The 21,127-nt window shown below is 41.7% G+C and carries 19 protein-coding genes; 8 read left to right on the top strand and 11 right to left on the bottom strand.

The window, feature by feature from the left end; all coding sequences use genetic code 11:
* Positions 1-381: 381 nt before the first annotated feature.
* The gene (arfB, locus tag BV375_RS11710) at positions 382-795 is read left to right on the top strand and encodes an alternative ribosome rescue aminoacyl-tRNA hydrolase ArfB (protein WP_086760575.1); all 414 of its coding nucleotides are present in this window, start codon (positions 382-384) and stop codon (positions 793-795) included.
* A 582-nt stretch (positions 796-1,377) separates the two neighbouring features.
* Positions 1,378-1,548, top strand: a complete 171-nt coding sequence (locus BV375_RS36820) for a hypothetical protein (RefSeq protein ID WP_166507433.1) — start codon at positions 1,378-1,380, stop codon at positions 1,546-1,548.
* A 69-nt stretch (positions 1,549-1,617) separates the two neighbouring features.
* Here the strand turns inward: BV375_RS36820 and BV375_RS11705 are convergent, their stop codons facing one another.
* From BV375_RS11705 to BV375_RS11685, 6 genes are all read right to left on the bottom strand, one after another.
* Complete coding sequence (locus BV375_RS11705; protein ID WP_086760573.1) at positions 1,618-2,472, bottom strand: PEP-CTERM sorting domain-containing protein; 855 nt, start codon at positions 2,470-2,472, stop codon at positions 1,618-1,620.
* A gap of 207 nt (positions 2,473-2,679) precedes the next feature.
* Positions 2,680-3,498, bottom strand: coding sequence for a PEP-CTERM sorting domain-containing protein (locus BV375_RS11700; protein ID WP_086760571.1), 819 nt, complete (start codon positions 3,496-3,498; stop codon positions 2,680-2,682).
* Between the two features lie 87 nt (positions 3,499-3,585).
* Complete coding sequence (locus BV375_RS11695) at positions 3,586-4,518, bottom strand: substrate-binding domain-containing protein (RefSeq protein WP_086760569.1); 933 nt, start codon at positions 4,516-4,518, stop codon at positions 3,586-3,588.
* 656 nt (positions 4,519-5,174) lie between these two features.
* A complete protein-coding gene (locus tag BV375_RS36815; RefSeq protein ID WP_166507432.1) occupies positions 5,175-5,339 on the bottom strand; it encodes a hypothetical protein in 165 nt (54 codons plus the stop codon).
* Positions 5,340-5,456: 117 nt separating this feature from the next.
* The gene (gene rpsU / locus BV375_RS11690) at positions 5,457-5,645 is read right to left on the bottom strand and encodes a 30S ribosomal protein S21 (protein WP_086689762.1); all 189 of its coding nucleotides are present in this window, start codon (positions 5,643-5,645) and stop codon (positions 5,457-5,459) included.
* Between the two features lie 128 nt (positions 5,646-5,773).
* A complete protein-coding gene (locus BV375_RS11685) occupies positions 5,774-6,091 on the bottom strand; it encodes an RNA-binding protein (RefSeq protein WP_086689763.1) in 318 nt (105 codons plus the stop codon).
* A 999-nt stretch (positions 6,092-7,090) separates the two neighbouring features.
* Here BV375_RS11685 and BV375_RS11680 point away from each other — a divergent pair.
* Positions 7,091-7,534: a hypothetical protein gene (locus BV375_RS11680; RefSeq protein ID WP_143842064.1), complete on the top strand. Its 444-nt coding sequence runs from the start codon at positions 7,091-7,093 to the stop codon at positions 7,532-7,534.
* 226 nt (positions 7,535-7,760) lie between these two features.
* Here BV375_RS11680 and BV375_RS11675 read toward each other — a convergent pair whose 3' ends face one another.
* Positions 7,761-8,417, bottom strand: a complete 657-nt coding sequence (locus BV375_RS11675; RefSeq protein ID WP_086760565.1) for an IS630 family transposase — start codon at positions 8,415-8,417, stop codon at positions 7,761-7,763.
* Complete coding sequence (locus BV375_RS37580; protein ID WP_086760563.1) at positions 8,315-8,707, bottom strand: IS630 transposase-related protein; 393 nt, start codon at positions 8,705-8,707, stop codon at positions 8,315-8,317. The genes BV375_RS11675 and BV375_RS37580 overlap by 103 nt, the downstream gene beginning before the upstream one ends.
* 65 nt (positions 8,708-8,772) lie before the next feature.
* On the opposite strand from BV375_RS37580, the gene BV375_RS11665 reads away from it, so the two are divergent.
* Positions 8,773-9,321 (top strand): L,D-transpeptidase, encoded by a 549-nt coding sequence (locus tag BV375_RS11665; RefSeq protein ID WP_086760561.1) that lies wholly within the window; start codon positions 8,773-8,775, stop codon positions 9,319-9,321.
* A gap of 1,104 nt (positions 9,322-10,425) precedes the next feature.
* Positions 10,426-15,381 (top strand): PAS domain S-box protein, encoded by a 4,956-nt coding sequence (locus BV375_RS38110; RefSeq protein WP_086760559.1) that lies wholly within the window; start codon positions 10,426-10,428, stop codon positions 15,379-15,381.
* A gap of 11 nt (positions 15,382-15,392) precedes the next feature.
* Here BV375_RS38110 and BV375_RS11655 read toward each other — a convergent pair whose 3' ends face one another.
* On the bottom strand, positions 15,393-15,917 hold the full coding sequence (locus tag BV375_RS11655; protein ID WP_086760557.1) for an ureidoglycolate lyase: 525 nt from the start codon (positions 15,915-15,917) through the stop codon (positions 15,393-15,395).
* A 12-nt stretch (positions 15,918-15,929) separates the two neighbouring features.
* On the bottom strand, positions 15,930-16,370 hold the full coding sequence (locus BV375_RS11650) for a DoxX family protein (protein ID WP_086760555.1): 441 nt from the start codon (positions 16,368-16,370) through the stop codon (positions 15,930-15,932).
* Positions 16,371-16,536: 166 nt separating this feature from the next.
* Between BV375_RS11650 and BV375_RS11645 the strand changes: the two genes are divergently transcribed.
* The 3 genes from BV375_RS11645 (at position 16,537) to BV375_RS11635 (ending at position 20,195) form a co-directional block, all read left to right on the top strand.
* The gene (locus BV375_RS11645) at positions 16,537-17,595 is read left to right on the top strand and encodes a BMP family protein (protein ID WP_086760553.1); all 1,059 of its coding nucleotides are present in this window, start codon (positions 16,537-16,539) and stop codon (positions 17,593-17,595) included.
* Positions 17,596-17,722: 127 nt separating this feature from the next.
* Positions 17,723-19,213 carry an ABC transporter ATP-binding protein gene (locus BV375_RS11640; RefSeq protein ID WP_086760551.1) on the top strand — a complete coding sequence of 497 codons (1,491 nt, stop codon included), beginning with the start codon at positions 17,723-17,725 and terminating at the stop codon, positions 19,211-19,213.
* Between the two features lie 109 nt (positions 19,214-19,322).
* Complete coding sequence (locus BV375_RS11635; RefSeq protein WP_086760549.1) at positions 19,323-20,195, top strand: MBL fold metallo-hydrolase; 873 nt, start codon at positions 19,323-19,325, stop codon at positions 20,193-20,195.
* A 28-nt stretch (positions 20,196-20,223) separates the two neighbouring features.
* Here the strand turns inward: BV375_RS11635 and BV375_RS11630 are convergent, their stop codons facing one another.
* Complete coding sequence (locus BV375_RS11630) at positions 20,224-21,099, bottom strand: shikimate dehydrogenase (protein ID WP_086760547.1); 876 nt, start codon at positions 21,097-21,099, stop codon at positions 20,224-20,226.
* Positions 21,100-21,127 lie beyond the last annotated feature (28 nt).

Genomic DNA, 21,127 nt, shown 5'->3' with positions numbered 1-21,127 from the left:
ATTCTAGATGGCTAACAGCTGAGTATCAAGTGCATTTCTTAAGGTTTATGACATGCTAGAGGTAGCTAACTTGGATCAACGCCGCTTACCTTCGCGGCTTTGTGAGCGATCGCATATTGGAAATGAAGCGTAGTTATTGACAATTAACAAGAAATATAAGCCATCAATCAAGATGGATTGACAATGCATTAATAATTCCTTTGTGTAGTTCTAAGGATTAAAGTAGCAAAGGCATCTAAATGCCAAATTCTTGTAAGTATAGATACACATACAAGCTTTAGTCTGTCCGGTATCGGATATATAAATCAAAATCTTTATAGCGCCAGACTTATAGCCCCCAGACACTACGCGATCGCACTAATAACGCTATATAATTAAGATATGTTACAAATTTCTCACAAAATTATCATCCCCGATAGCGAACTCGAAATTAGCGCGATTCGTTCTCAAGGAGCAGGCGGTCAAAACGTCAACAAAGTTTCCACCGCCATCCATTTGCGCTTTGACATTGAGGCTTCATCATTACCCGCTTTCTATAAAGAGCAGCTTCTAAAACTGAACGACAGACGCATTACCCAAGAGGGAGTCGTCGTCATCAAAGCCCAAGAACACCGCAGCCAAGAGCAGAACCGAGAGGAGGCTTTGCAACGACTTCAAGAACTTATTAAAAGCGCAGTCGTATTGAAGAAAAAGCGCAAACCTACCAAACCAACTCGCAGTTCTCAAAACAAACGCCTTGACAGTAAAACTAAGCGAGGACAGATTAAATCCGCCAGAAGGCAGGCTATTGATTAAAATGCGATGGCTACGCCCACCGCAGGCATTGTTTGTATGAATTTGATTAAGCTTTTGTACTGCTAGAAGTATTATATTACACTGATAACGTTTACCAACTCTCTGTACCCAGATAATTGGTCAGAAATTGCATAGCTTGCCACTGTAGGCATCGCAGTTCAACAAGAAGCTAAGTGCTACTGTCAAAAGTGTGGATTACAAGACCTGCCTTGAAAATAGAGGCTGAAACAACGCAAAATCATTCCAAAATCATTTTCATTGTTCCTTGTGAGCGCAGCTCATGGAGTCTCTTGCATAAGTCAAAGTTTTGAATATCAAACCACAGATAAACACTGATACACACCAATATTTATCTGTGTTTATCTGTGTACCCTACGGGAAGCCACTTCGTGTCTACATCTGTGGTTCCTTTTTTGCTGATTCGTATTTTTGCAAGAAGTCTACAGTGTATTGCTCTAGGGGAAAACACATCACATCTCACAGGTTCAGAGTGGATAGGTTACACACTGCAACTCAAGCAATAAAAAAAGAAAGACCACAAGTTTTTAGCTAATAACTATTTGGGAGCAAGTTAATCTGGCAGTGCAGACTTTTGGCAAACAAGCTAAAGAAATAGTTCTGACGCAAGAAGAAGCGATCGCCACAGCAAGCCAAGCAGGAGCATCGCACAATCGTCTGTGGCAAAAACCCCAGTACCAAATCCCAAGCCCTGCAAATTACTACCAGGAATTGTATAGGTTGTCCACAAACTAAAAGCATTACACGGTAGATTTGCGAGTGGATTACCTAAAGGAGAACTACTATCTTTAGTGATAATGGAAATTAAGAGTATCTACGCTGCTTAAATTTATGCTTGAGAGCAACACCTATGCTAATGGCTGCTAATGCGCCGAGATTAGTTGGAGGTTCAGGAACAGGCTCTGCAAAAGTGATTTGTAGTTGAGGTCGCAATGACGGATCAGTTGCGTTGCTAGTCCAGAAGGCACGGAAGCTTTGAGGCGTACTTTCAGACTCACTGCGCAGCAGCCAGCCAAAATTTTCGGACGGGTTATCTAGCCACCCCTGCACGTCGGCAACCATTGCAGCCGTCGAACCCCAAGTGTAGCCAGCGTTAAAGGTTGAGCCAACCGCAATCGTTGCACTCGGATTGGCAGCAAAATCGCCCCCTGGTGTTCCCCACAGAGCTGGATTGACAGGATCATAAAAGCGAGCATTCCAAGTTGCGTCGCCTGGATTCGGTGTAAACCCTTCACCAGTGCCCCCAATCGTACCCGAGGGCGGGACAGGCCCGCTTGTTCCCTCTCCCCAAGAGTTGCTAACCCGGACGAGCGAGATATCCCTCGGCGTTTGGTCACCCCTTCCAGGAATCCCACTGGAACCAGCAACCTGACCGAGGAACAGGGTAAGTTGCACATCGGTAATGCTTGCTCCAGTTGGTAGATTGCCAGCAATGTCGAAGTAGGTTAGTGCCCGCCGCGGCGCGTTCGCGCCGTTGTTACCTACAAACATTCCGACTCCGGTGCCATTGCTGTTATTGTTGTTTTGGTAGATCGTTGTATCTCTTGTAGCCCCAATAGTGAGCGTGCCAGCATGACTTGCACTAGCAATTGTTGCAACTATTGCCGCTGCTCCAAAAATAGATAATGGTAGCTTTGTCAAGATACTTGCAATAGACATGAGTATTATTCCTTATATTGAGATTGGTTTTATGTAGAATGACCCTGATCTATGAGCAATACAATCTGCCAAACAATGACAAATATCGAGATTAAACTTCGTACGAAATACATCCAATCGTAAGTTTGTGCCAAAGGAGACATATAGCATTTAGCAACTTACAACATTACAGGTTAAAAATTTTCCCCAAAAATTTGATGATAGTATCTAGCGCCAAAGCGGGCGGTTTCTACGTAATCTTAAAGCCAGAATAAAACAGCCACCCAATATTAAAGAACCGGACATTGATGGTTCTGGAACTTCTTTAATCACAAGTGAGAGATTATCTGCATAACCATCATTTACACGCCCACGAACATAATTCATATCTAAAACAACTTTAATTTCCCTCGCACTCACAGGAACAAAGCCTGTCGTATACTTAAATAATAAAGCTGTTGTATTGTTTCGTTCCTCTGCGGTTGGGGAAGTAATAAAAGCTGTGCCTAAAGATTGACCATTTTGATTTAAGAAATCAAGGCTAAGTTTGACATTATCTGCATCGGTTTCATAGCCACCTAACCAAGCACTTAAATCATACCCACCTTTACCTGCATCAATAATTGAAGACAGATTACTCACATCAATTAATTGTGAAGCACTAGATGAGGCTCTACTACCTCCACCATAAAATAGATTGAGTCCGCGATTACTTGGCCCTGGGTTATTTGCATCAGGTAATCCGCTAACACTCACTGTATTACCCATAGGGTTAACAAAATCAAACCCTGTTGCACCATATTTCAACACACTAAAATCACTAGTCGCAGTCCAACCAGGGATAACAGGTATATTAGGGCTAACAACGTTACCAACGCTATCTCCTACCCCCTGTTCTGCATCGCCATTAACAATTAAGTTGTTGCCTAGAGTGGCTGCATAAAGAGGGTTAGATAGCAGAAGAGTAGATCCAACTCCTGCTATTACACTTAAACCCACCTTGGCGATTTTTTGCGAACAGAATGATAATATATTTAACTGACTCATTGTTTGTTCTATTTTCGGATTAACTGTTGAGTTGGTTGCAAATAAAAGCAGATTGATATATTTTAAGTTTGGTCTTTACTACTAGTTTCATTCTTGCTTTTTGACAAATGCTTGTTTTTTCTTTAAAGCAATAGCTATAGCCAAAGCTAGAAATGTTCCACCTATAGTATTAGCTTCAGGGACAGAAGTAGAAGTAGAAGGTGAACTAAATTTATACTTATTCACCAAAATATCTTGTGCCTTTTTTGAAAGAATGTATTCAGCCAGTTGTTTACCTTCTGAACTTGCATTATTCAATACTGTTAGACCATAATCTGCTTTGACTGCTAAATAATCAGGTAACTCTACTATTTGCAGATCATTTGCAATTTCTTGGGCAGCAACACTACTTGTGTAATAGGCTAAAAAGATATCTGCTAGCGGTGGAGTATCTTGAGGAATCCCTTTAAGAAAATAGACTAAATTATTTTGTCCATTGGGAACTACAGGAGCATTAGGATTACCTCCTACAAGTTGTAAAGCTTTGTTCTTGAGAATTTGAGAACTTCCAACTTTGACTTGATCGGCTTTGTCAAATATCTGCCATGCATAGTCCCCAGAAGGATCTGATAATGGTGTTGAGGTTCCGACTCTAATATTTGGGTCTAATAATATGTCTAAAATATTGTTTGATGTGACTGATAGCCCTGTTCTGACAATCGCAGTCATACGGTTGCTAATAAAGTTAACTACAGGACTGCTCAAACCCGCTTGATTTACTTTGAGTGCGTTACCGATATCGGCGCTAGCAAAAACATCAGGTCTTTCCCCATCATTAATGATGTTGTCTTTTAACTGGCCAGACGGGCCAAATTTTGTATCTATATGAATATTAGTGTCTGCCTCAAAAGCAATCGCTATGTCTGAAAGTGCTCCTCTCAAACTACCAGCACCGTAAAGAGTAACAGCAAAAGCTTGATTTGGAAAAGTGACACTAACAGCACAAGCTATGAATGAAAAGGCAAAACAATGCGTTTTCATATTTTTTCTAAAATTTTGTTGCTATGAATAATGGGCGGATAATTGCAAAACCATACTTGAGTATGAAAAATTTAGGTGAGTGAATAAATTTTTCACTTTCCCCATCAGCATTTACAGATGTATGTTGATATATGCGTGGTTTCTCGGATAAAGTTATAATACCAACAAAGTTGGATAAAATCAATTAAACTAAGTAGTCAAATCCTGACTTTATCAAACCTTTACACTATGCAAGCTGCCAAATTTTAAGCCAAAAGCGATAAGCGATCGCCAAAACATAAGAGCCAGAAATTTATAGTCATATTATTACCAACCGAGTTTTTTACCAACTAAATTAGTAAAATTTCTTCTTTGAATCGTTTACAGATTGCTGCTACTGTAGTTTATGAACCTGCAATCCGTTGTATCTAGGGCGCTTCCTTGTGATACCGCTGAAATTAAAGTGAAATTTTTAACAAGCTTTGGGTGCGATCGCTCGGCTGTTAACTTCCGGCAGTTGCGATACTATAACGTTAGGTTGGGTAACAGAGTGTTACAAACATACTGCTGTAATGCGTTCTGTCTTAATGGAAAAGTACGCACCAGCATCGGCTAACAAAATGCTGTGTACAATCAAGCGAGTTTTAAAATCAGCTTTAGATTAAAGTTGATAGAGGCTAAAAATTTTGCTGTGCAACTCTTGAGTTAACTACCAGGTACGACTGACGCGGCGAACAAACCAAGCGCCATCTTATCCAAGCACGAGAAATTCCGGGTTCTAGGAAAAAAGGTAGCAAGCGATCGCGCGCCCTACTTTCCCAGAGAACTGTGCGATCGCTCAAAAGCCATTACCGTACCACAGTGAACAGCATTGGCTCCTACAATTGTACTTTTGCTAAATTCTATAAAAAAACCCTCATGAAATCTCTGAGGGCATTGATCAATTTATCTGTCACTTATCAAGTACGGAAACGTCTTTTTCCTTGCCTGTGCTTGGCAACTTCTTTACGCTTGCGTTTTTCAATAGGCGTTTCAAAGTGACGATGCTTCTTCATATCTTGAAAAATCCCAGCCTTGGAAACTTCCCGTTTAAATCGGCGTAAGGCTGACTCGATGTGTTCATTGTCACCCACTACTATTTGGGTCATTATCTCTCCTGCTAATTTGACTTAATTAATGACTTATAATGGTAAGTCTTCCAGTTGACTAAAGTGCAAAAAAAGGCAGACTCTTTGTCTAACCTGAAAATTCACTTGTAAATTTCAGGTTTCAAAGCTTAGTAGCGGTTACGTCTACCGCCTCCACCACCACCGTATCCCCCCCGGTTACCACCACCAGAAGAACCTCTATCTTCCCTGGGCTTGGCTTTATTAACTTTGAGGTCACGACCCATCCATTCAGCACCATCAAGGGCTTCAATCGCAGCTGCTTCTTCAGCTTCCGTTCCCATTTCCACAAATCCGAAACCGCGTAGTTGTCCTGTTTCGCGGTCAGTAGGTAGTTGAACACGCCTAACAGTGCCGTATTCTGCAAAAACGGCGGTTAAGGTGTCTTGGGTAACTTCGTAAGAGAGGTTGCCTACATAAATTGACATTGATTAACTCCAAAATTATTACACTTGTTGAGATTTAAATTTCGGAGAAAAGTCTGTCAATACCAAAAGGGAAAAGCCTGTCAATACTAAAAACAAAAATACTCACCGAATTAACTCTCGTTTTCTAGGATGACATAGAAGCTAGATTTCTGCATCAAAAAGATGGTTAATTAACCAGTGATGTAAAACTAGGTGCGTAGGCGTAGCCCGTTGTAGACATCGCCTCAGTTAGCTACTCAGTCTGTGTGATAGACGTACAGACTCACCCTTCGCGTAATCGAGAATGAGTTTGATGAAATAAGAGATGGAGGAGGCGATCGTTTTCGCCATCTCTTGCCCTCAGAAAGACGCGGCGACGCGGAGATGCAATTTTAATGGTTATTAGCTTATTAGTACGTTTGCAGCAACGTCATGGCGATACCTTTAATGTTGCTTTAACAGTCGCATCTGTCCGCAATTAACAGGGTTAAGTAATCTCTCTATGGTTGTCGGTAAGTAATATTACAATACTAATCAATAGGAATTGCTAGAAATCAAGAGTTACGGTTATGTCTCTAATCTACTTGCTTTACGAGAACCTGCCAGCCCATCAATATGATGTGTTTGTCCTGGTGGGCGATCGCTTTGAGATATTGAGATAAACATTACATACAGTAAATAGCGGCATCTCTTGGTTTTCTCGCATATAAACTACAGATAAGAGTTACTAAAAATCTTCTGCCATTAGCTAGATGTGCCCCTTTAATTTTGTCAAATTACTGTTACTATAATGACTTTTAAATTTATCAAATCAGTATACCTTTAGCGCCATTTGATAAAAATTAATCTTCGCCTTTAGATAGACGAGTCATAAATTTAATAGAGATAGCTTTAAAAGGAAATCAAAACACTCCTAACATTCAACTTTATTTGAATGTTAGAGTGCGCAAATCTGCGGTAAATTTCAGCTAATTCTTGAACGGCCAAAAAGTATTTGCTTTTCAATCTAAGGAGACAAAAATGAGCAGAAAACATAGTTTATCCTACAAACTTGCTAGCCTCATGGGAGTTGCTAGTACCATTGCTTTACTAACCCTCCCGGCATCTGCGCTATCAAATTCCAAATCTAGCACCATAACAATTAGTGAAGCGCTGAAAACTGGCAGATTATTCGCTCAATCTGGTACCGAGACTCAAGGAGGACAAGATCTCAATAACACCGGAACTCAAGGAGGCCAAGATCTTAATAACACCGGAACTCAAGGAGGACAAGATCTCAATAACACCGGAACTCAAGGAGGCCAAGATCTCAATAACACCGGAACTCAAGGAGGACAAGATCTCAACAACACCGGAACTCAAGGAGGACAAGATCTTAACAACACCGGATCGCAGGGAAATACAGGTGTTAACAACACAACAAGCGGAGGGAATTCCCGTCGAGGTGTTAGTGCGCTGTGGTAAATTTCCTTCATTTTCTTAGTAAATACTAAGACAGTAGGTTTTGAAGTACTAAAGTGCTTACTTGCATTAGTCTAAATTTGAGTATTACTAAAAAAGCTTCTGATATTTAATACTGCCACTCAATTATTTATTAGGAGCTTTTTTATCAAATTTACTGAAATCAAAAGTTAAAGCAATTGGAGATTAAATTAACTGCTTGAAAAAATATTTACAGCATATTCGGAGCTTATGAGGTACAGTAGCAGCAATTTGTAAACCAATTTTTGAGATGTTCAGGATTAATTAATTGAAGTGCTATTTTAATTAAACCATCGACTCCAGATGCAGTCTTGGGAGAAAATTGTTTTAAGAAGGCTTTTAACTGTGACCACCAATGTTCAATGGGGTTAAATTCCGGGGAATAAGGAGACAGGTACAGAGCACTTGCACCAACAGATTCAATTAAGGGTTTAATTTCTGCGACTTGATGCGCAGGAAGATTATCCATCACAACTACTGCACCAGTCCATAATTGTGGAAGCAAAAAATGTTCGATAAAGACTTTATATGCATTTCCATCCATTGAACCATTTAAAGTCATGACAGCTAAAACTTTCTTTAAGCTGATTCCCCCGATTACACTTACTTTCGCCCCTCGATAATATGGTTTAAAATCATACACCCTACTGCCGCGCTCGCTTCTGGCATGAGTCCGAGTTAAACCAAGTAAAACACCCATTTCATCAATAAAAACAAGGTCTTCTGGATCTATGTGCTTTACCTTCTCCCAATACTCTATTCTCAGGCTTTGGACTCTTTGTGTTTTCGCTTGGCTACTGCGTAAAGTCTTTTTTTTCGTGTGAGTTTTTGTTTTTGTAATGCACAGCACATTACACTTGCACATACCCAAACGTTATATTTTTCTCCAAAATACTCGCAGTATTCTGATAAAGTTGCGTCTGGATGGCTTTTAACCATTTCGGCTAATTCGCTACCGTACTCATGCAATTTACCCTTAATTGTCCCACCTTGCTTTTTAGGTTCTAGATGACCTTGGCTTTTCTGTAACTGGAGGAGCTTTTGTACATAGCTTTTTGCTACACCAAATTGAACAGCAACTTTTCTGATTGACGTGCCACCTCGTTCGTATGCATTTACTATTTTTTCTCGCAGATCAACTGAGTACGGTTTCATTGTAATTCTTAATGCATTAATATTTACTGTGCCTCATTTACCTCAAATCTGCTGTATTTATTAATATGTTAAAAAAAACAGGTATTTTAGCTCTTTTGATATATATTTCAGGGCTATATCTTAGCCCTGAAATATCTCTATCTTCTGAGCAAGATCTAACTTCTAAACTGCGAGAATATTTAGTTATTCAAAGAGCTAACAATATTGGTAATTCATTAACTCAACCTACTCATTTAGTAATCAGCGTTAGCCGCCGTCAAGTAAGTGTCTACCAAGGAAAAACACGAATTAAAAATTATCCAATTGCAGTAGGTCGCCAAGGCTGGGCAACTCCAACTGGCAATTTTCAAGTAATGGAAATGTTGAAAGACCCTATTTGGATACACCCTTTAACAGGTAAATCTATCCCAGGAGGAGACCCTGAAAATCCTCTTGGTCATTACTGGATTGGATTTTGGACAAATGGAAAAAACTGGATTGGCTTTCACGGTACTCCTAATCCTGAGTCAGTAGGTAAAGCAGCTTCACACGGTTGTATTCGCATGTATAATAAGGATGTTCAGCAATTATTCCATCAGGTGCGTGTTGGAACGCCAGTCACTGTAATCAATTAAAAAGAGTAACGCTTCTCACGTTCGAGAGGAATAGACTATTAGGCGTAGAGTGGAATACCACTAACAAAAGTAGAAACACTATACTTTAAACAGTTTGCAATTGCTGGCGTCATTAATGCCGAAGTTTTGTCATCAAAAAGTAAGTTTTTGGCGGCGTAGAAGGACTCGCACTTCACTAATGAGAGGAGTTTTTGAAACAGCCTTGTGAACAATAACTTTTTGCGATCGCCTGCCCAATCTGAACTGCTTGTTGAGCAGTGCTTCTAGCCTGCGGGAGCTTCGCAAAATTGGCGAACTGCCTAACAAATCCAGGATTTTTTTATTGCAATCTATTTTTCTTTTTCCTCCGCCTAGAGTGGCAAAAGAAAGCTAAGTCTCAATAAGAGATCTATTATTGCAGCTAAAACATAATTTGTTGGAGAAAGAGAAACTGGTGTACGCAATTGATGACGACTACTTAAGATGACCTAATAGAGAATAGACAAGCAAGGCGGACTGAGTGCGATCGCTCCCCAGTTCCTAGCCTGAAAGCATACAATCCTGTTCTTACCCTCAGAAGTAAAGAAACAAACACACAAGCGTTGCCTGTGGCGGACTACACCTAACTCATCACTCATTCAATAAAGTGCGGCTGCTTGTTGTTGAAAGCCATACACTCGATCTCCTCCAGCCAATAGAACCTTATTGGCCAATACGGTTCAGTTAAGGTGATAAGAGTTCTTATCTGTCGGGCAAAAACCAAGATTTAGGGGATTCTCCCCCAAACCCCCGATTGGGGGACGCAACCGTCCCCCAAGCCCCCTCCAAAATAATTGTTCGGTTTTTTGTTTAGTAATTATTTATGAGCTTTGTTGCCAATGAATTTTCTTAACTGAACTGTATTGCCTTATTGGCTGAATATCCTGGCGGCCTCCGAATCCAGAACCGTGCGCGGCTTATGATGTTAATCTGTAGTGTCTGCGGTATACAAGTAGGCGAGTCCCAATTTTGATTAATGAGTCTTCGGCAGTATAAATCACAAAATCATCTTCCTGAAGAGAGATTTGGATAGAGAAAAAGTAGGGTTGAATGAGAATAACCGTATATATATACGGATGAAGCCTCATGAAGCGGGATAGTACAGGTAAATTTGTGAGCAATAGGGACGGTGAAACCAAGCAGCGATTTAGTATGACGCTGACCGCTACTGCCTGGCGACTATTAGATGAAGAAGCCCGAAAGCAAGGCACTTCGCGCTCTGAAGTTATAGAACAGTTTGCCCGTCATTTGGCTAAAAAGCAACAACAAACTGCTTCTCAAAAAAATGAAAATAATTCAGGCATATCGGCTATAAGAGAAAGAACTTGCGAAGAAGTAACTTTACAGGCAACCGAGCATCAACTGGCAGCTATCTTAGAAAATATCAGTGATGCGTTCGTCACCTTTAATCGCGACTGGCGCTACACCTACGTCAATCAGGAAGCCGCTCGGATGCTAGGGCGATCGCCACAGGAATTGCTAGGGCAACGCTGGCAAGATGTGTTCCCTGAAGTTGCTCAACAAGACACAATTACTAGTCAAGCGCTGCGGCAAGTGATGATCCAACGAGTTAGCGTGCGATTAGAAGCATTTTCCCTGGCATCTGGGCGTTGGGTTGAGATGTCAATTTTCCCATCACCCGATGGAATTGCTGCGTGTTTCCGTGACATTAGCACTCGCAAACGGGCAGAGCAACGCCAGGATGTGCAGTATGCTATTGCACGGATTTTGGCTGAAGCAAAGACGATTGCTGAAGCGGCCCCCGCCATTTTGCAGGCTTTGTGTGAAAATTTAGGCTGGCAAGTTGGGGTACTCTGGGGTGTAGTGCTCGATCAATCTTTTCTTGACTATATCAACTGCTGGCAAGCGCCAAATGTGGATTTACAGAAGTTCGTTGAAACGAATCAGCAAACGACTTTTATACAGAATGTTGGGCTTCCAGGCCGGGTTTGGGCAAAGCGTCAACCACTGTGGATCTCTCAAATAAGTCAAGACAGCAATTTCCCTAGAACTGCACTCGCTTCTGAGGTGGGATTACAGTCTGCTTTTGGGTTTCCTATTTTACTAGAGGACGAAATCCTGGGCGTGATTGAGTGCTTTAGCCAGCATATCCAAGAGCCAGACGCAGACTTATTAGACATGATGGCGGCGATTGGTAGCCAGATTGGTCAGTTTATAGAGCGCAAGCGAACAGAAACATCTCTGCGAGAAAGTCAGGAACTGTTTCAAAGCTTTATGAACTATAGTCCAGTTGCGGCATTTATTAAGGATGAAACTGGGCGATATCTTTATGCAAATCCGTGGATCGAGCGGGTATACGGGCGATCGCAATCAGATTTGCTGGGCAAAACAGATTTTGAGTTGTTGCCGCCTACCATAGCCGAGCAGTTTCACGCAAATGATCTGGCTGTACTGACTAGTGGCCAGCCAATGCAAATGCTGGAAACTATGCAACAGGAGGATGGGGAACATAGCTATATGTCCTTTAAGTTTCCCTTCTGCAATGGATCTGGGCAAAAAGTACTTGCAGGGATGGCGATTGATGTCACGGAGCGAATTCAAGCTGAAGCAGCCAGAGAGCAGCGAGAAGAAGAACTGCGGTTGATCGCCAATGCTGTGCCTGTCTTAATTTCATTTGTTGATGCCCAACAGCGTTACCGCTTCACCAACCACAAGTATGAAGAGTGGTTTGGAAAACCTACCACCCAAATGAATGGCAAGTATCTGTGGTCAGTTTTGGACGAAGTAGTGTATAAAACAATTCGTCCTTATGTCGAGCAGGTACTTGCAGGCCATGAAGTGACGTTTGAGACCAGAATTCCTTGTAAAGCAGGTGACATCCGAGATACCGTAGTTAACTACGTTCCTCAGTTTGATCGCCAGGGAAATGTTACGGGTTTTGTGGCATTAGTGAATGACATCACTCATCGTAAGCAAGCAGAACAGACGCTACAACAGAGTGAAGAACGACTGAGAATTGCTCAGCAGGCTGCCAATGCTGGTGTGTGGAACTGGGATATTACAACTAATCAAGTCACCTGGTCAGAAGAATATTACCGACTTTATGGTCTTGAGCCAATTACTCAACCTTCCTATGAAAATTGGTTGATTTCGATCGTTGAGCAAGACCGCGATCGCACCGATCAAGCAGTGCGTGCAGCACTGGAAAACCGCACCAGCGTGAATATAGAATTCCGTATTTTTCATCCCACCCAAGGAGAGCGCTGGCTGGCGGCGATTGGGCAAACGTTTTGCGATGATAACGGACAGCCCATAAGGATGACAGGGATTGCGTTGGATATTACTAATCGCAAGCGATCTCAAGCAGATCTGCGAAAGAGTGAAGAACGGTATCAACTAATTGCCAAAGCAACCAATGATGTGATCTGGGATTGCAATCTCCTCACAAACCAGATGTGGTGGAGCGAGCGACTGCAAATTGTGTTTGGGTATCAACCAGAAGAATTAGAACCTGATATGTCGGGCTGGGTTGAGCGTGTGCATCCAAAAGATATTGCACGAGTCTACGCCAGTTACGAAACCTGCCTCAATAATGGTGCAACTGTGTGGACAGATGAATATCGCTTTCGTCGCGCTGATGGCTCCTATGCTGATGTTCTGGATCGTGCCTATATCATTAGAGACTCAGTAGGAAATCCGGTGCGGGTGGTAGGAGCAATATCAGATATCACCGAGCGCAAACAGGTACAACGCGAACTTCAACAGAATCTACAAACTTTTACGACGCTTGTCCAGGCTTCACCGTTGGCAATTGTGGTGATTGAACCAAACATGACAGTGCAACTTTGGAATTGGGCAGCAGAGCAATTGTTTGGCTGGAGTGCAGCCGAAGTTTTAGGTCAACCGATTCCGATTGTTCCTGAGGAGAAACGAGACGAATGTCGCCAAGTCCGAGAAGCGATCGCCAAAGGAGAAGTGTTTGTTGGGGTGGAAACCTACCGTTGCCAACGCGATGGTTCAACGGTTGTGGTCAGCATCTCGGCAGCGCCACTCTACGACGAACACAATAATTTCAATGCGATTTTGCTGATTTATCGAGACATCACGCAGCAGCAACAAGCAGAACAAGCATTGCGCCAAAGTGAGGAGTGGGCGCGTTTAGCGATTCAGGTAGCTCACTTAGGTGGATGGCGGCTGCACCTGGATACTAATCTGGTCGAAATGGATGAGCGAATGCGCGAGATTTGGGGCGAGCCGGATGACGCGGTGATGATTCCTTTGCCACAGGTAATCGAGCGGATGCACCCAGATGATCGAGCCAGGGTGGTAACTGCTGTAAATGCTGCGATTGACCCCCAATCATCAGGAATCTATGAAATTGAGTACCGTATTATCTGGAATGATGGCAGCGAACGTTGGGTATTAGCTAAGGGGCAAGCCTTATTTGCAGGAGAAGGTGAGTCTAGGCGAACCGTTGATTTTTTTGGCACATTGCTAGATATTACTGAGCGCAAACTTTCAGAAGCAGCCGTGCGTGAAAGTGAAGAACGCTATCGGTATTTAGCTGAATCCATTCCCCAATTAGTTTGGACAGCCGATACACAAGGATTACTGATTGATGTCAATCAACGCTGGTGTACTTACACTGGGTTAACTTTGGCACAAGCCCAAACTGAAGGCTGGCAAGCCGTTGTTCATCCGGAGGATGCGCCCAGTATAAGTCAAAATTGGGCAATGGCTCAACAGCATGGTACTTACTATCAAGCAGAAGGAAGAATGCGCCGAGCAGATGGACTGTATCGCTGGCATTTACATCAAGCTGTACCATTAAAGAATGAGCAGGGTCAAGCGATCAAATGGTTCGGTACAGCAACGGATATTGAAGACCAAAAACAACTCGAACAACAGCGTATTCACCTACTGGAACAAGAGCAAGCTGCACGGGAACAAGCCGAAACTGCAAACCGGATTAAAGATGAGTTTTTGGCGGTACTGTCCCATGAGTTGCGTACACCCCTTAACCCTATCTTAGGGTGGTCGCGGTTACTGCAATCCCAAAAGTTAGACTCAGCAAAAACAACTGAAGCTTTAAAAACTATCGAGCGGAATGCCAAATTACAAGCCCAACTGATTGAAGATTTGTTAGATGTATCTCGGATTCTCCAAGGCAAACTCAATCTCAATGTTAGCCCAGTTGATTTGACATCGGTAATTAACGGTGCGATCGAAACAGTACGGCTGGCGGCTGAAGCTAAGTCAATTACAATACAGACGATGTTGGAAGCAAATTTAGGACAAGTTACTGGGGATTCTAGCCGCTTACAACAAGTTGTCTGGAATTTGCTGTCGAATGCCATTAAGTTTACGCCGTCAGGTGGGCTGGTAGAAATTCGGCTAGAGCGCTTTGACTCAGTTGCTCAAATTACTGTTAGTGATAATGGCAAAGGTATTTCTCCACAGTTTCTGCCTTACGTATTTGATTACTTTCGTCAAGCTGATAGCGCTACAACCAGAAAGTTTGGCGGTTTAGGTTTAGGTCTGGCAATTGTGCGTCATTTAATTGAGTTACATGGTGGCACTGTCTTTGCCCAAAGCTTAGGAGAAGGACTAGGAGCGAGCTTTACGTTAAGGTTACCACTACTGCTGATTAAATCTCAAACCTATGAGGATGCTGGGCAGATGGAGCAAGCCTTAAACTTAAATGGCATTAGGATTTTAGTTGTAGATGATGATGCTGATAGCCGCGATTTTGTGGCGTTCGTACTGGAAAATGAAGGAGCAAACGTGGCAATAGCAGGTTCGGCAACAGAAGCACTCGCAGCGTTGAGGCAGTTTAAACCAGATATATTGTTAAGTGACATTGGAATGCCGCAGATCGATGGCTATATGTTGATGCAGCAGGTGAGAAATCTACCACCAGATCAGGGAGGAAATATCAAAGCGATCGCTTTAACTGCCTATGCTGGCGAGATTAATGAAAAGCAGGCAATAAAAGCAGGATTTCAGAGGCATATTTCCAAGCCTGTAGAACCAGCTGATTTGGTTGCACTGATTAGTAGTTTAATTAGACGTAGTGATTGAGATTGCATCATTCAATCCTTTGAGTTTTTACTTTTGCCTTGTTCAGTAATCTCAAACTCTAACTGATTACTCTTGAGAAAATCATGTGTGAAATGATCCACCACATTCGTATCACTCAACTCTAAATTATAAAAATCTACAGTTTCATGCTCAAAATAAGGGCCTGCGTGCCAAGTTCCCTGATTTATTTTAATAAAACAATTCCCTGGAATGCGGAAAGCTGCAATCTCTGCTAACACTGGTTCATCTAATTCATTATCAGGAGGACAAACTGCAATTAACCAATCTTTCCCTGCCAAAGAACCTAAACATTGAGTACATTGCATATGGCGAGTAATTTTATGAAACTTCCGCCCTCTACTATGCAGGCGCATAATATAAAATCGTGGAGTGCCATTTTGTAGATTTAATTGGGCATCTTCTGCATCAAAAGCCTTACCATCCGAGCTAGGAAAAATCACCTGTCCATAACGCCGAAAGTTTTCTGATGTGATCAATTCTGCGTGCAATTGTTGTACTGTTTGAGATGTACTCATAAAATTATCAAATTACCATTCTAACTCTTTAGGAATGAGTGACTTGGGAATTATTGACGCTTGTTTTTCCTTGTCTGAAGGTTTGGTATACCACCAAGCCCAAGCAATAAAAACTGCTTGAAAGGGTAACCTAATTGCTTGCACCCAAGGGGAATCTGAATAAGGTATAGTTTCAATATTAATATGATTAACTGCCATATTAATATTGGCAGGGAAAACGGCAATGAATAATAAAATTAATCCCCAAGCAGCTGCTTGACTTACAGGCGGGACTAATAATCCTATCCCACCCAAAATTTCATAAAAGCCACTGAGATAAACTAATCCTAAAGGATATGGCAGTTGTGGGGGCATAATTTTGACGTATGGTTGTGGAACAACAAAGTGCGTCACTCCAACTATAATTATTGATACCGCCAGGATGACGCGCCAAAGTTCCTTATTTTTGTACATGGGATTAGCCTTATTCTCGATTAACTCATATCTCTTCAGTGTTGTTGACTTATCTAATTTTGTCTTCAGTCAACAGTGAGAAAAATTAAGAAACTGCTTCCCAAATATCACCTCCGACTTTAGAGTGTTGAAATAACTAAAATATTTATCTATTTGAAGGCGAGGTATGACAACAAACTTTAGTCGGCGTCAATTTATCTTGTTTGGTTCAGCGGCGTTTGGTACTAGCTTACTGCTGAAAGCTTGCAGTAATAACCAGACGACACCAACAGCGACAACAACGGGTGGTACTGAAGGGTTTAAAATAGCGATCGCTCTCCCTGGAATTATCACCGACAAAGCTTGGAATCAATCTGGTTATGAAGGCGTCAACCTAGCCAAACAAAAGCTAGGTGCAGAAACCGCCTATGTGGAAAAAGTAGCACAAGCAGATCAAACAGAAGCACTAACAGATTTTGCTCGTAAAGGCTACAATCTCATCTTCGCGCATGGCGGACAATTTGATGCAGCAATTGAACAAGTCGCTTCACAGTTCCCCAATACCTTTTTTGTGGGAGTAAATGGTAATCTCAAAGGAGAAAACATTGCCTCTTTACGAATAGATCACCTCCAAGCTAGCTATTTATGTGGCATTATCGGCGCTTCTGTCACTAAATCTAATAAATTAGCTTATATTGCTGGGGAAAAGTTTCCCGCAACCGAGGGAGAACTGCGGGGATTTGAATTAGGGGCAAAATCTGTTAAACCAAATATCCAAATTACTTCTACTTTTACAGGTGATTGGAATGATGTTGCTAAAGCCAAAGAAGCAACTCTCGCTTTAATTTCTTCTGGCGCTGATGTCATCTATCAATGGTTAGATAATGCCTCAGCCGCAGTATTGCAAACAGCAGGAGAAAAAGGAGTATATGCTTTTGGTAATACAAACGATCAATTAGATGTTGCACCAAAAGCTGTCTTAACCAGCGCTGTTAAACGCTTAGATTTAGCCATAGCTTATATAGCAGAATTAGCCCAAAAAAAACAGATCAAAGGACAAATATACACAATTGGTTTAGAAAGACCAGATATATTATTTTTAGGAAAATTTGGTGCAATTGTGCCGGAAACAGTTAAGCAAAAGGCATTGAATGCCAAGCAAGAAATTGTTGATAAGAAAGTAATTTTTGAAGACTGCAAAGAGACTGGTAAAGATACACGTTGTGTGAAGAAAGCAACAGCATAGATTTAGCATCCAGACATATTAAAAAAATTTCTCATTCAGAAATTTACTCCTCAAAATCGGGTCCAAATTACTGAAAACTAGCTATCATCCATCGGTGTGTATCTGTGTTTATTTGTGGTTTCTTAACATGAACTATTTACGCTTAGAAAATATTACCAAACACTTTGGTACTTTTATTGCCAATGACGATATCAGCGTCAGTATTGCACCTGGAAAAATTCATGCAATTCTAGGCGAAAATGGTGCAGGTAAGAGTACTTTAATGAATATTATTAGTGGACTTTATCAACCTGATGCTGGTCAAATTTACATCCAAGAACAACCAATAAAAATTACCTCATCACATGAGGCGATTAAACTAGGTATTGGTATGATCCACCAACATTTCATGCTTGTACCCCAATTGACTGTCACAGAAAATATTATCTTAGGAACGCAGAAAAGTTGGCATCTTAATCTACAAAAAAAACAGCAAGAAATTGCTGCGTTATCCCAAGCTTACAGATTAGAAATCAACCCCACTGCCAAAGTTGAAAATTTACCTGTTGGAACACAACAACGAGTAGAAATTCTCAAAGTTCTCTACCGCCAAGCAAAATTGTTGATTCTTGATGAACCAACAGCAGTTTTGACACCGCTAGAAGTAGAATCATTAATTGCTATATTGCGCCAGCTAGCAGCCGCAGGCAACACAATTATTTTTATCAGTCATAAATTAGAAGAGGTAATGAATCTCTGCGATACAATAACAGTTTTACGCCAAGGAAAGGTAGTAGCAACAACATCAACTGAAGCAGCGACACCTCAACAGTTAGCAGCATTGATGGTAGGGCGGGAGATGGATTTAGATTTAAATAAAAGTCATACATCACCAGGAGAAATTGTACTGTCGGTACAAAATTTACAAGTTGCTGATGATAAAGGTATTCCTGCTGTAAATAATATATCTTTTGAACTGCGGGCGGGAGAAATTTTAGGAGTGGCTGGTGTAGATGGCAATGGACAGCGAGAATTAGCTGATACATTAGCGGGTTTACAAACTATCAAGCAAGGTAAAATTGAGTTTACGCATCACCCTTCCTTAGTGGGCTACATTCCAGAAGATAGGCAAACAATGGGATTGATATTGCAATTTAGCATTGCCCAAAACTTGATTTTAAAAGCTTTTAAATATCTGCCATTTTGTCGCCGTTTTTTGTTACAAAAAGAAGCGATCGCTCTTCATGCCCAAGCTGCAATGCAAGAGTTTGATATCCGGGCGAGAGGAAAAAATATCAAAGTAAGCCAGCTTTCGGGGGGAAATCAGCAAAAGGTGGTGTTAGCCCGAGAACTAGCGCGGGAACCAGCTTTAATTATCGCCATGCAACCCACACGAGGGTTAGATGTGGGGGCGACAGCCGCAGTTCATTCTCGATTATTAGCAGAACGCGATCGCGGGGCGGCAATTTTGTATATTTCTACTGAGTTAGAAGAAATCATGGCCATGAGCGATCGCATTGCTGTTATCTACAGAGGTGAGTTTGTTGCTATTTTGGATGCGCAGACGGCGACAGTGGAAGAGATTGGTTTATTGATGGGTGGGGGAAACAGAAGACCAGGGGACGCAGGAATACGCTAAGACTACCTTTTCAAAGGTGATGCAGAATAGTATTAGGTTACTTTTGCTAGCGTGGTGATATAGAGTTTCTCGTTCCTGAGTAATTAGCTACAGCGCACAGAGGTTTAACATGGCTAATTTAAAATTGCGTCACCCCGAAAACGTCAACGGCGATTTTTATGTAGATACTAGCTGTATCGATTGTGATACCTGTCGCTGGATGACTCCTGAAGTGTTTTATCGTGTTGATGAACAATCGGCAGTTTATCATCAACCTACAAATGAAGCACAAAGATTAACTGCACTCCAAGCACTTTTAGCTTGTCCTACTAGTTCTATTGGCACTGTTGAAAAGCCACAAGATATTAAATTTGCTCAAGCTACTTTTCCGAACTTAATCGAGGAAAATGTTTACCACTGTGGCTACCACTCCGAAAAATCTTACGGTGCTGCTAGCTATCTTATTCAATTAGCAGAAGGTAATATTTTAGTTGATTCCCCACGGTTTACGCCGCCTTTAGTGAAGCGTCTAGAAGAGATGGGCGGAATTCATTATATGTACCTGACTCACAGAGATGATGTAGCAGACCATCAAAAGTTTGCCGAACATTTTCAATGTCAACGCATCCTTCATGCTGATGATATTTCTGCGGGTACTCGCAATGTAGAAATCAAACTTACTGGTTCTGAAGTATTTGCTTTGAATCCAGATTTATTAATTATCCCTGTTCCAGGCCACTCTAAAGGACACACTGTTCTACTTTATAAAAATAAGTTTCTTTTTACTGGCGACCATCTTGCTTGGTCAGAAGATATAGATCAATTGATTGCGTTCCGCGATGTCTGCTGGTATTCCTGGTCAGAACAGCTTAAATCAATGCGTAAATTAGCTGATTACTCATTTGAGTGGGTGTTACCAGGTCATGGGCGGAGATTTCACGCTGATATTGATACGATGGCCCAGCAAATGCATAAATGTATTGAGTGGATGGAATCAACATAGACTTAAGTCGTCTCCATCTCGACGTCCCTCACCTTAAACCCAGGTGATTTTGCAGTGCTTGGCGCATCACTTCTACAGGTACAGTTTCTAGCTGCAACCAGATTTTTAATGCTGCTACACCTTGTTGAACTAGCATTTCTAATCCATCGATCGCAATTGCACCTTGTTTTTCTGCTAACTGGAGAAATTGTGTCGGTTTAGGAATATATATCAAATCGTAGGCGATCGCTTCTTTTGGTAGCTCTGCAATTTCTGTCGCACTCAACGGCGATTCATCAACTTTGGGATACATTCCGATTGGGGTTGTATTTACCAACAAATTTGCTTGCGGAATTAGTTTGGCTAATTTATCCCATGTATGGACTTGTAAATTCGCAGCTAGTGAGGAATTATCCCAACTATCGTAAAATTCTTGTAACCTCTGCTGATTGCGCCCGACAACATGAATCTTTGCAAAACCTAGCTGGTGACAACCTGCTACAACTGCTCTCGCCGCACCGCCATTACCTAAAATTACCGCCGCCTTCTGACTCCAATCTTGATGATATGTTGTTTGCAAAGGGGCAATAAAGCCTTCTATATCTGTATTTGTGCCTACCCATTGATGATCTTGGCGAGTAACAGTATTAACTGCTCCTATAGCTTGGGCAATGGGCGTAATTTCTGATAATAATGGCATAATTGCCTGTTTGTGAGGAATCGTGACACTAAAGCCAACAACCCCAACAGCCGCAAAACCTGCGAGCGCAACTTCTAAATTCTCTGGTGCTATCGGAAAGGGAAGATAAACATAATCTAATCCCAACTGGGCGATCGCCGCATTGTGCATCACTGGTGATAAGGAATGTTCCACTGGATGTCCAATCACCCCTAAAAGTTTCGTTTTCCCTGTAATCTGCAACATACTTTGTCAGCCAGTGACTTCTCGCCTC

The sequence above is a fragment of the Nostoc sp. 106C genome, from assembly GCF_002154725.1.
Lineage (GTDB): Bacteria > Cyanobacteriota > Cyanobacteriia > Cyanobacteriales > Nostocaceae > Aulosira.
The sequence above is the reverse complement of the archived record's forward strand: the minus strand, read 5'-3'. Positions and strand labels throughout refer to the sequence as shown.

Bases quoted from the DNA above. Each gene is read 5' to 3' on its own strand.
- BV375_RS11665 (WP_086760561.1), top strand. From the start codon at position 8,773: ATGTTAAAAAAAACAGGTATTTTAGCTCTTTTGATATATATTTCAGGG.
- BV375_RS11635 (WP_086760549.1), top strand. From the start codon at position 19,323: ATGGCTAATTTAAAATTGCGTCACCCCGAAAACGTCAACGGCGATTTT.
- BV375_RS11705 (WP_086760573.1), bottom strand. From the start codon at position 2,472: ATGTCTATTGCAAGTATCTTGACAAAGCTACCATTATCTATTTTTGGA.
- BV375_RS11650 (WP_086760555.1), bottom strand. From the start codon at position 16,370: ATGTACAAAAATAAGGAACTTTGGCGCGTCATCCTGGCGGTATCAATA.
- BV375_RS11655 (WP_086760557.1), bottom strand. From the start codon at position 15,917: ATGAGTACATCTCAAACAGTACAACAATTGCACGCAGAATTGATCACA.
- BV375_RS11680 (WP_143842064.1), top strand. From the start codon at position 7,091: ATGAGCAGAAAACATAGTTTATCCTACAAACTTGCTAGCCTCATGGGA.
- BV375_RS11695 (WP_086760569.1), bottom strand. From the start codon at position 4,518: ATGAAAACGCATTGTTTTGCCTTTTCATTCATAGCTTGTGCTGTTAGT.
- BV375_RS11675 (WP_086760565.1), bottom strand. From the start codon at position 8,417: ATGTGCAAGTGTAATGTGCTGTGCATTACAAAAACAAAAACTCACACG.
- BV375_RS11640 (WP_086760551.1), top strand. From the start codon at position 17,723: ATGAACTATTTACGCTTAGAAAATATTACCAAACACTTTGGTACTTTT.
- BV375_RS11645 (WP_086760553.1), top strand. From the start codon at position 16,537: ATGACAACAAACTTTAGTCGGCGTCAATTTATCTTGTTTGGTTCAGCG.
- BV375_RS11685 (WP_086689763.1), bottom strand. From the start codon at position 6,091: ATGTCAATTTATGTAGGCAACCTCTCTTACGAAGTTACCCAAGACACC.
- BV375_RS11700 (WP_086760571.1), bottom strand. From the start codon at position 3,498: ATGAGTCAGTTAAATATATTATCATTCTGTTCGCAAAAAATCGCCAAG.
- rpsU (WP_086689762.1), bottom strand. From the start codon at position 5,645: ATGACCCAAATAGTAGTGGGTGACAATGAACACATCGAGTCAGCCTTA.
- BV375_RS38110 (WP_086760559.1), top strand. From the start codon at position 10,426: ATGAAGCGGGATAGTACAGGTAAATTTGTGAGCAATAGGGACGGTGAA.
- BV375_RS11630 (WP_086760547.1), bottom strand. From the start codon at position 21,099: ATGTTGCAGATTACAGGGAAAACGAAACTTTTAGGGGTGATTGGACAT.
- BV375_RS37580 (WP_086760563.1), bottom strand. From the start codon at position 8,707: ATGAAACCGTACTCAGTTGATCTGCGAGAAAAAATAGTAAATGCATAC.
- arfB (WP_086760575.1), top strand. From the start codon at position 382: ATGTTACAAATTTCTCACAAAATTATCATCCCCGATAGCGAACTCGAA.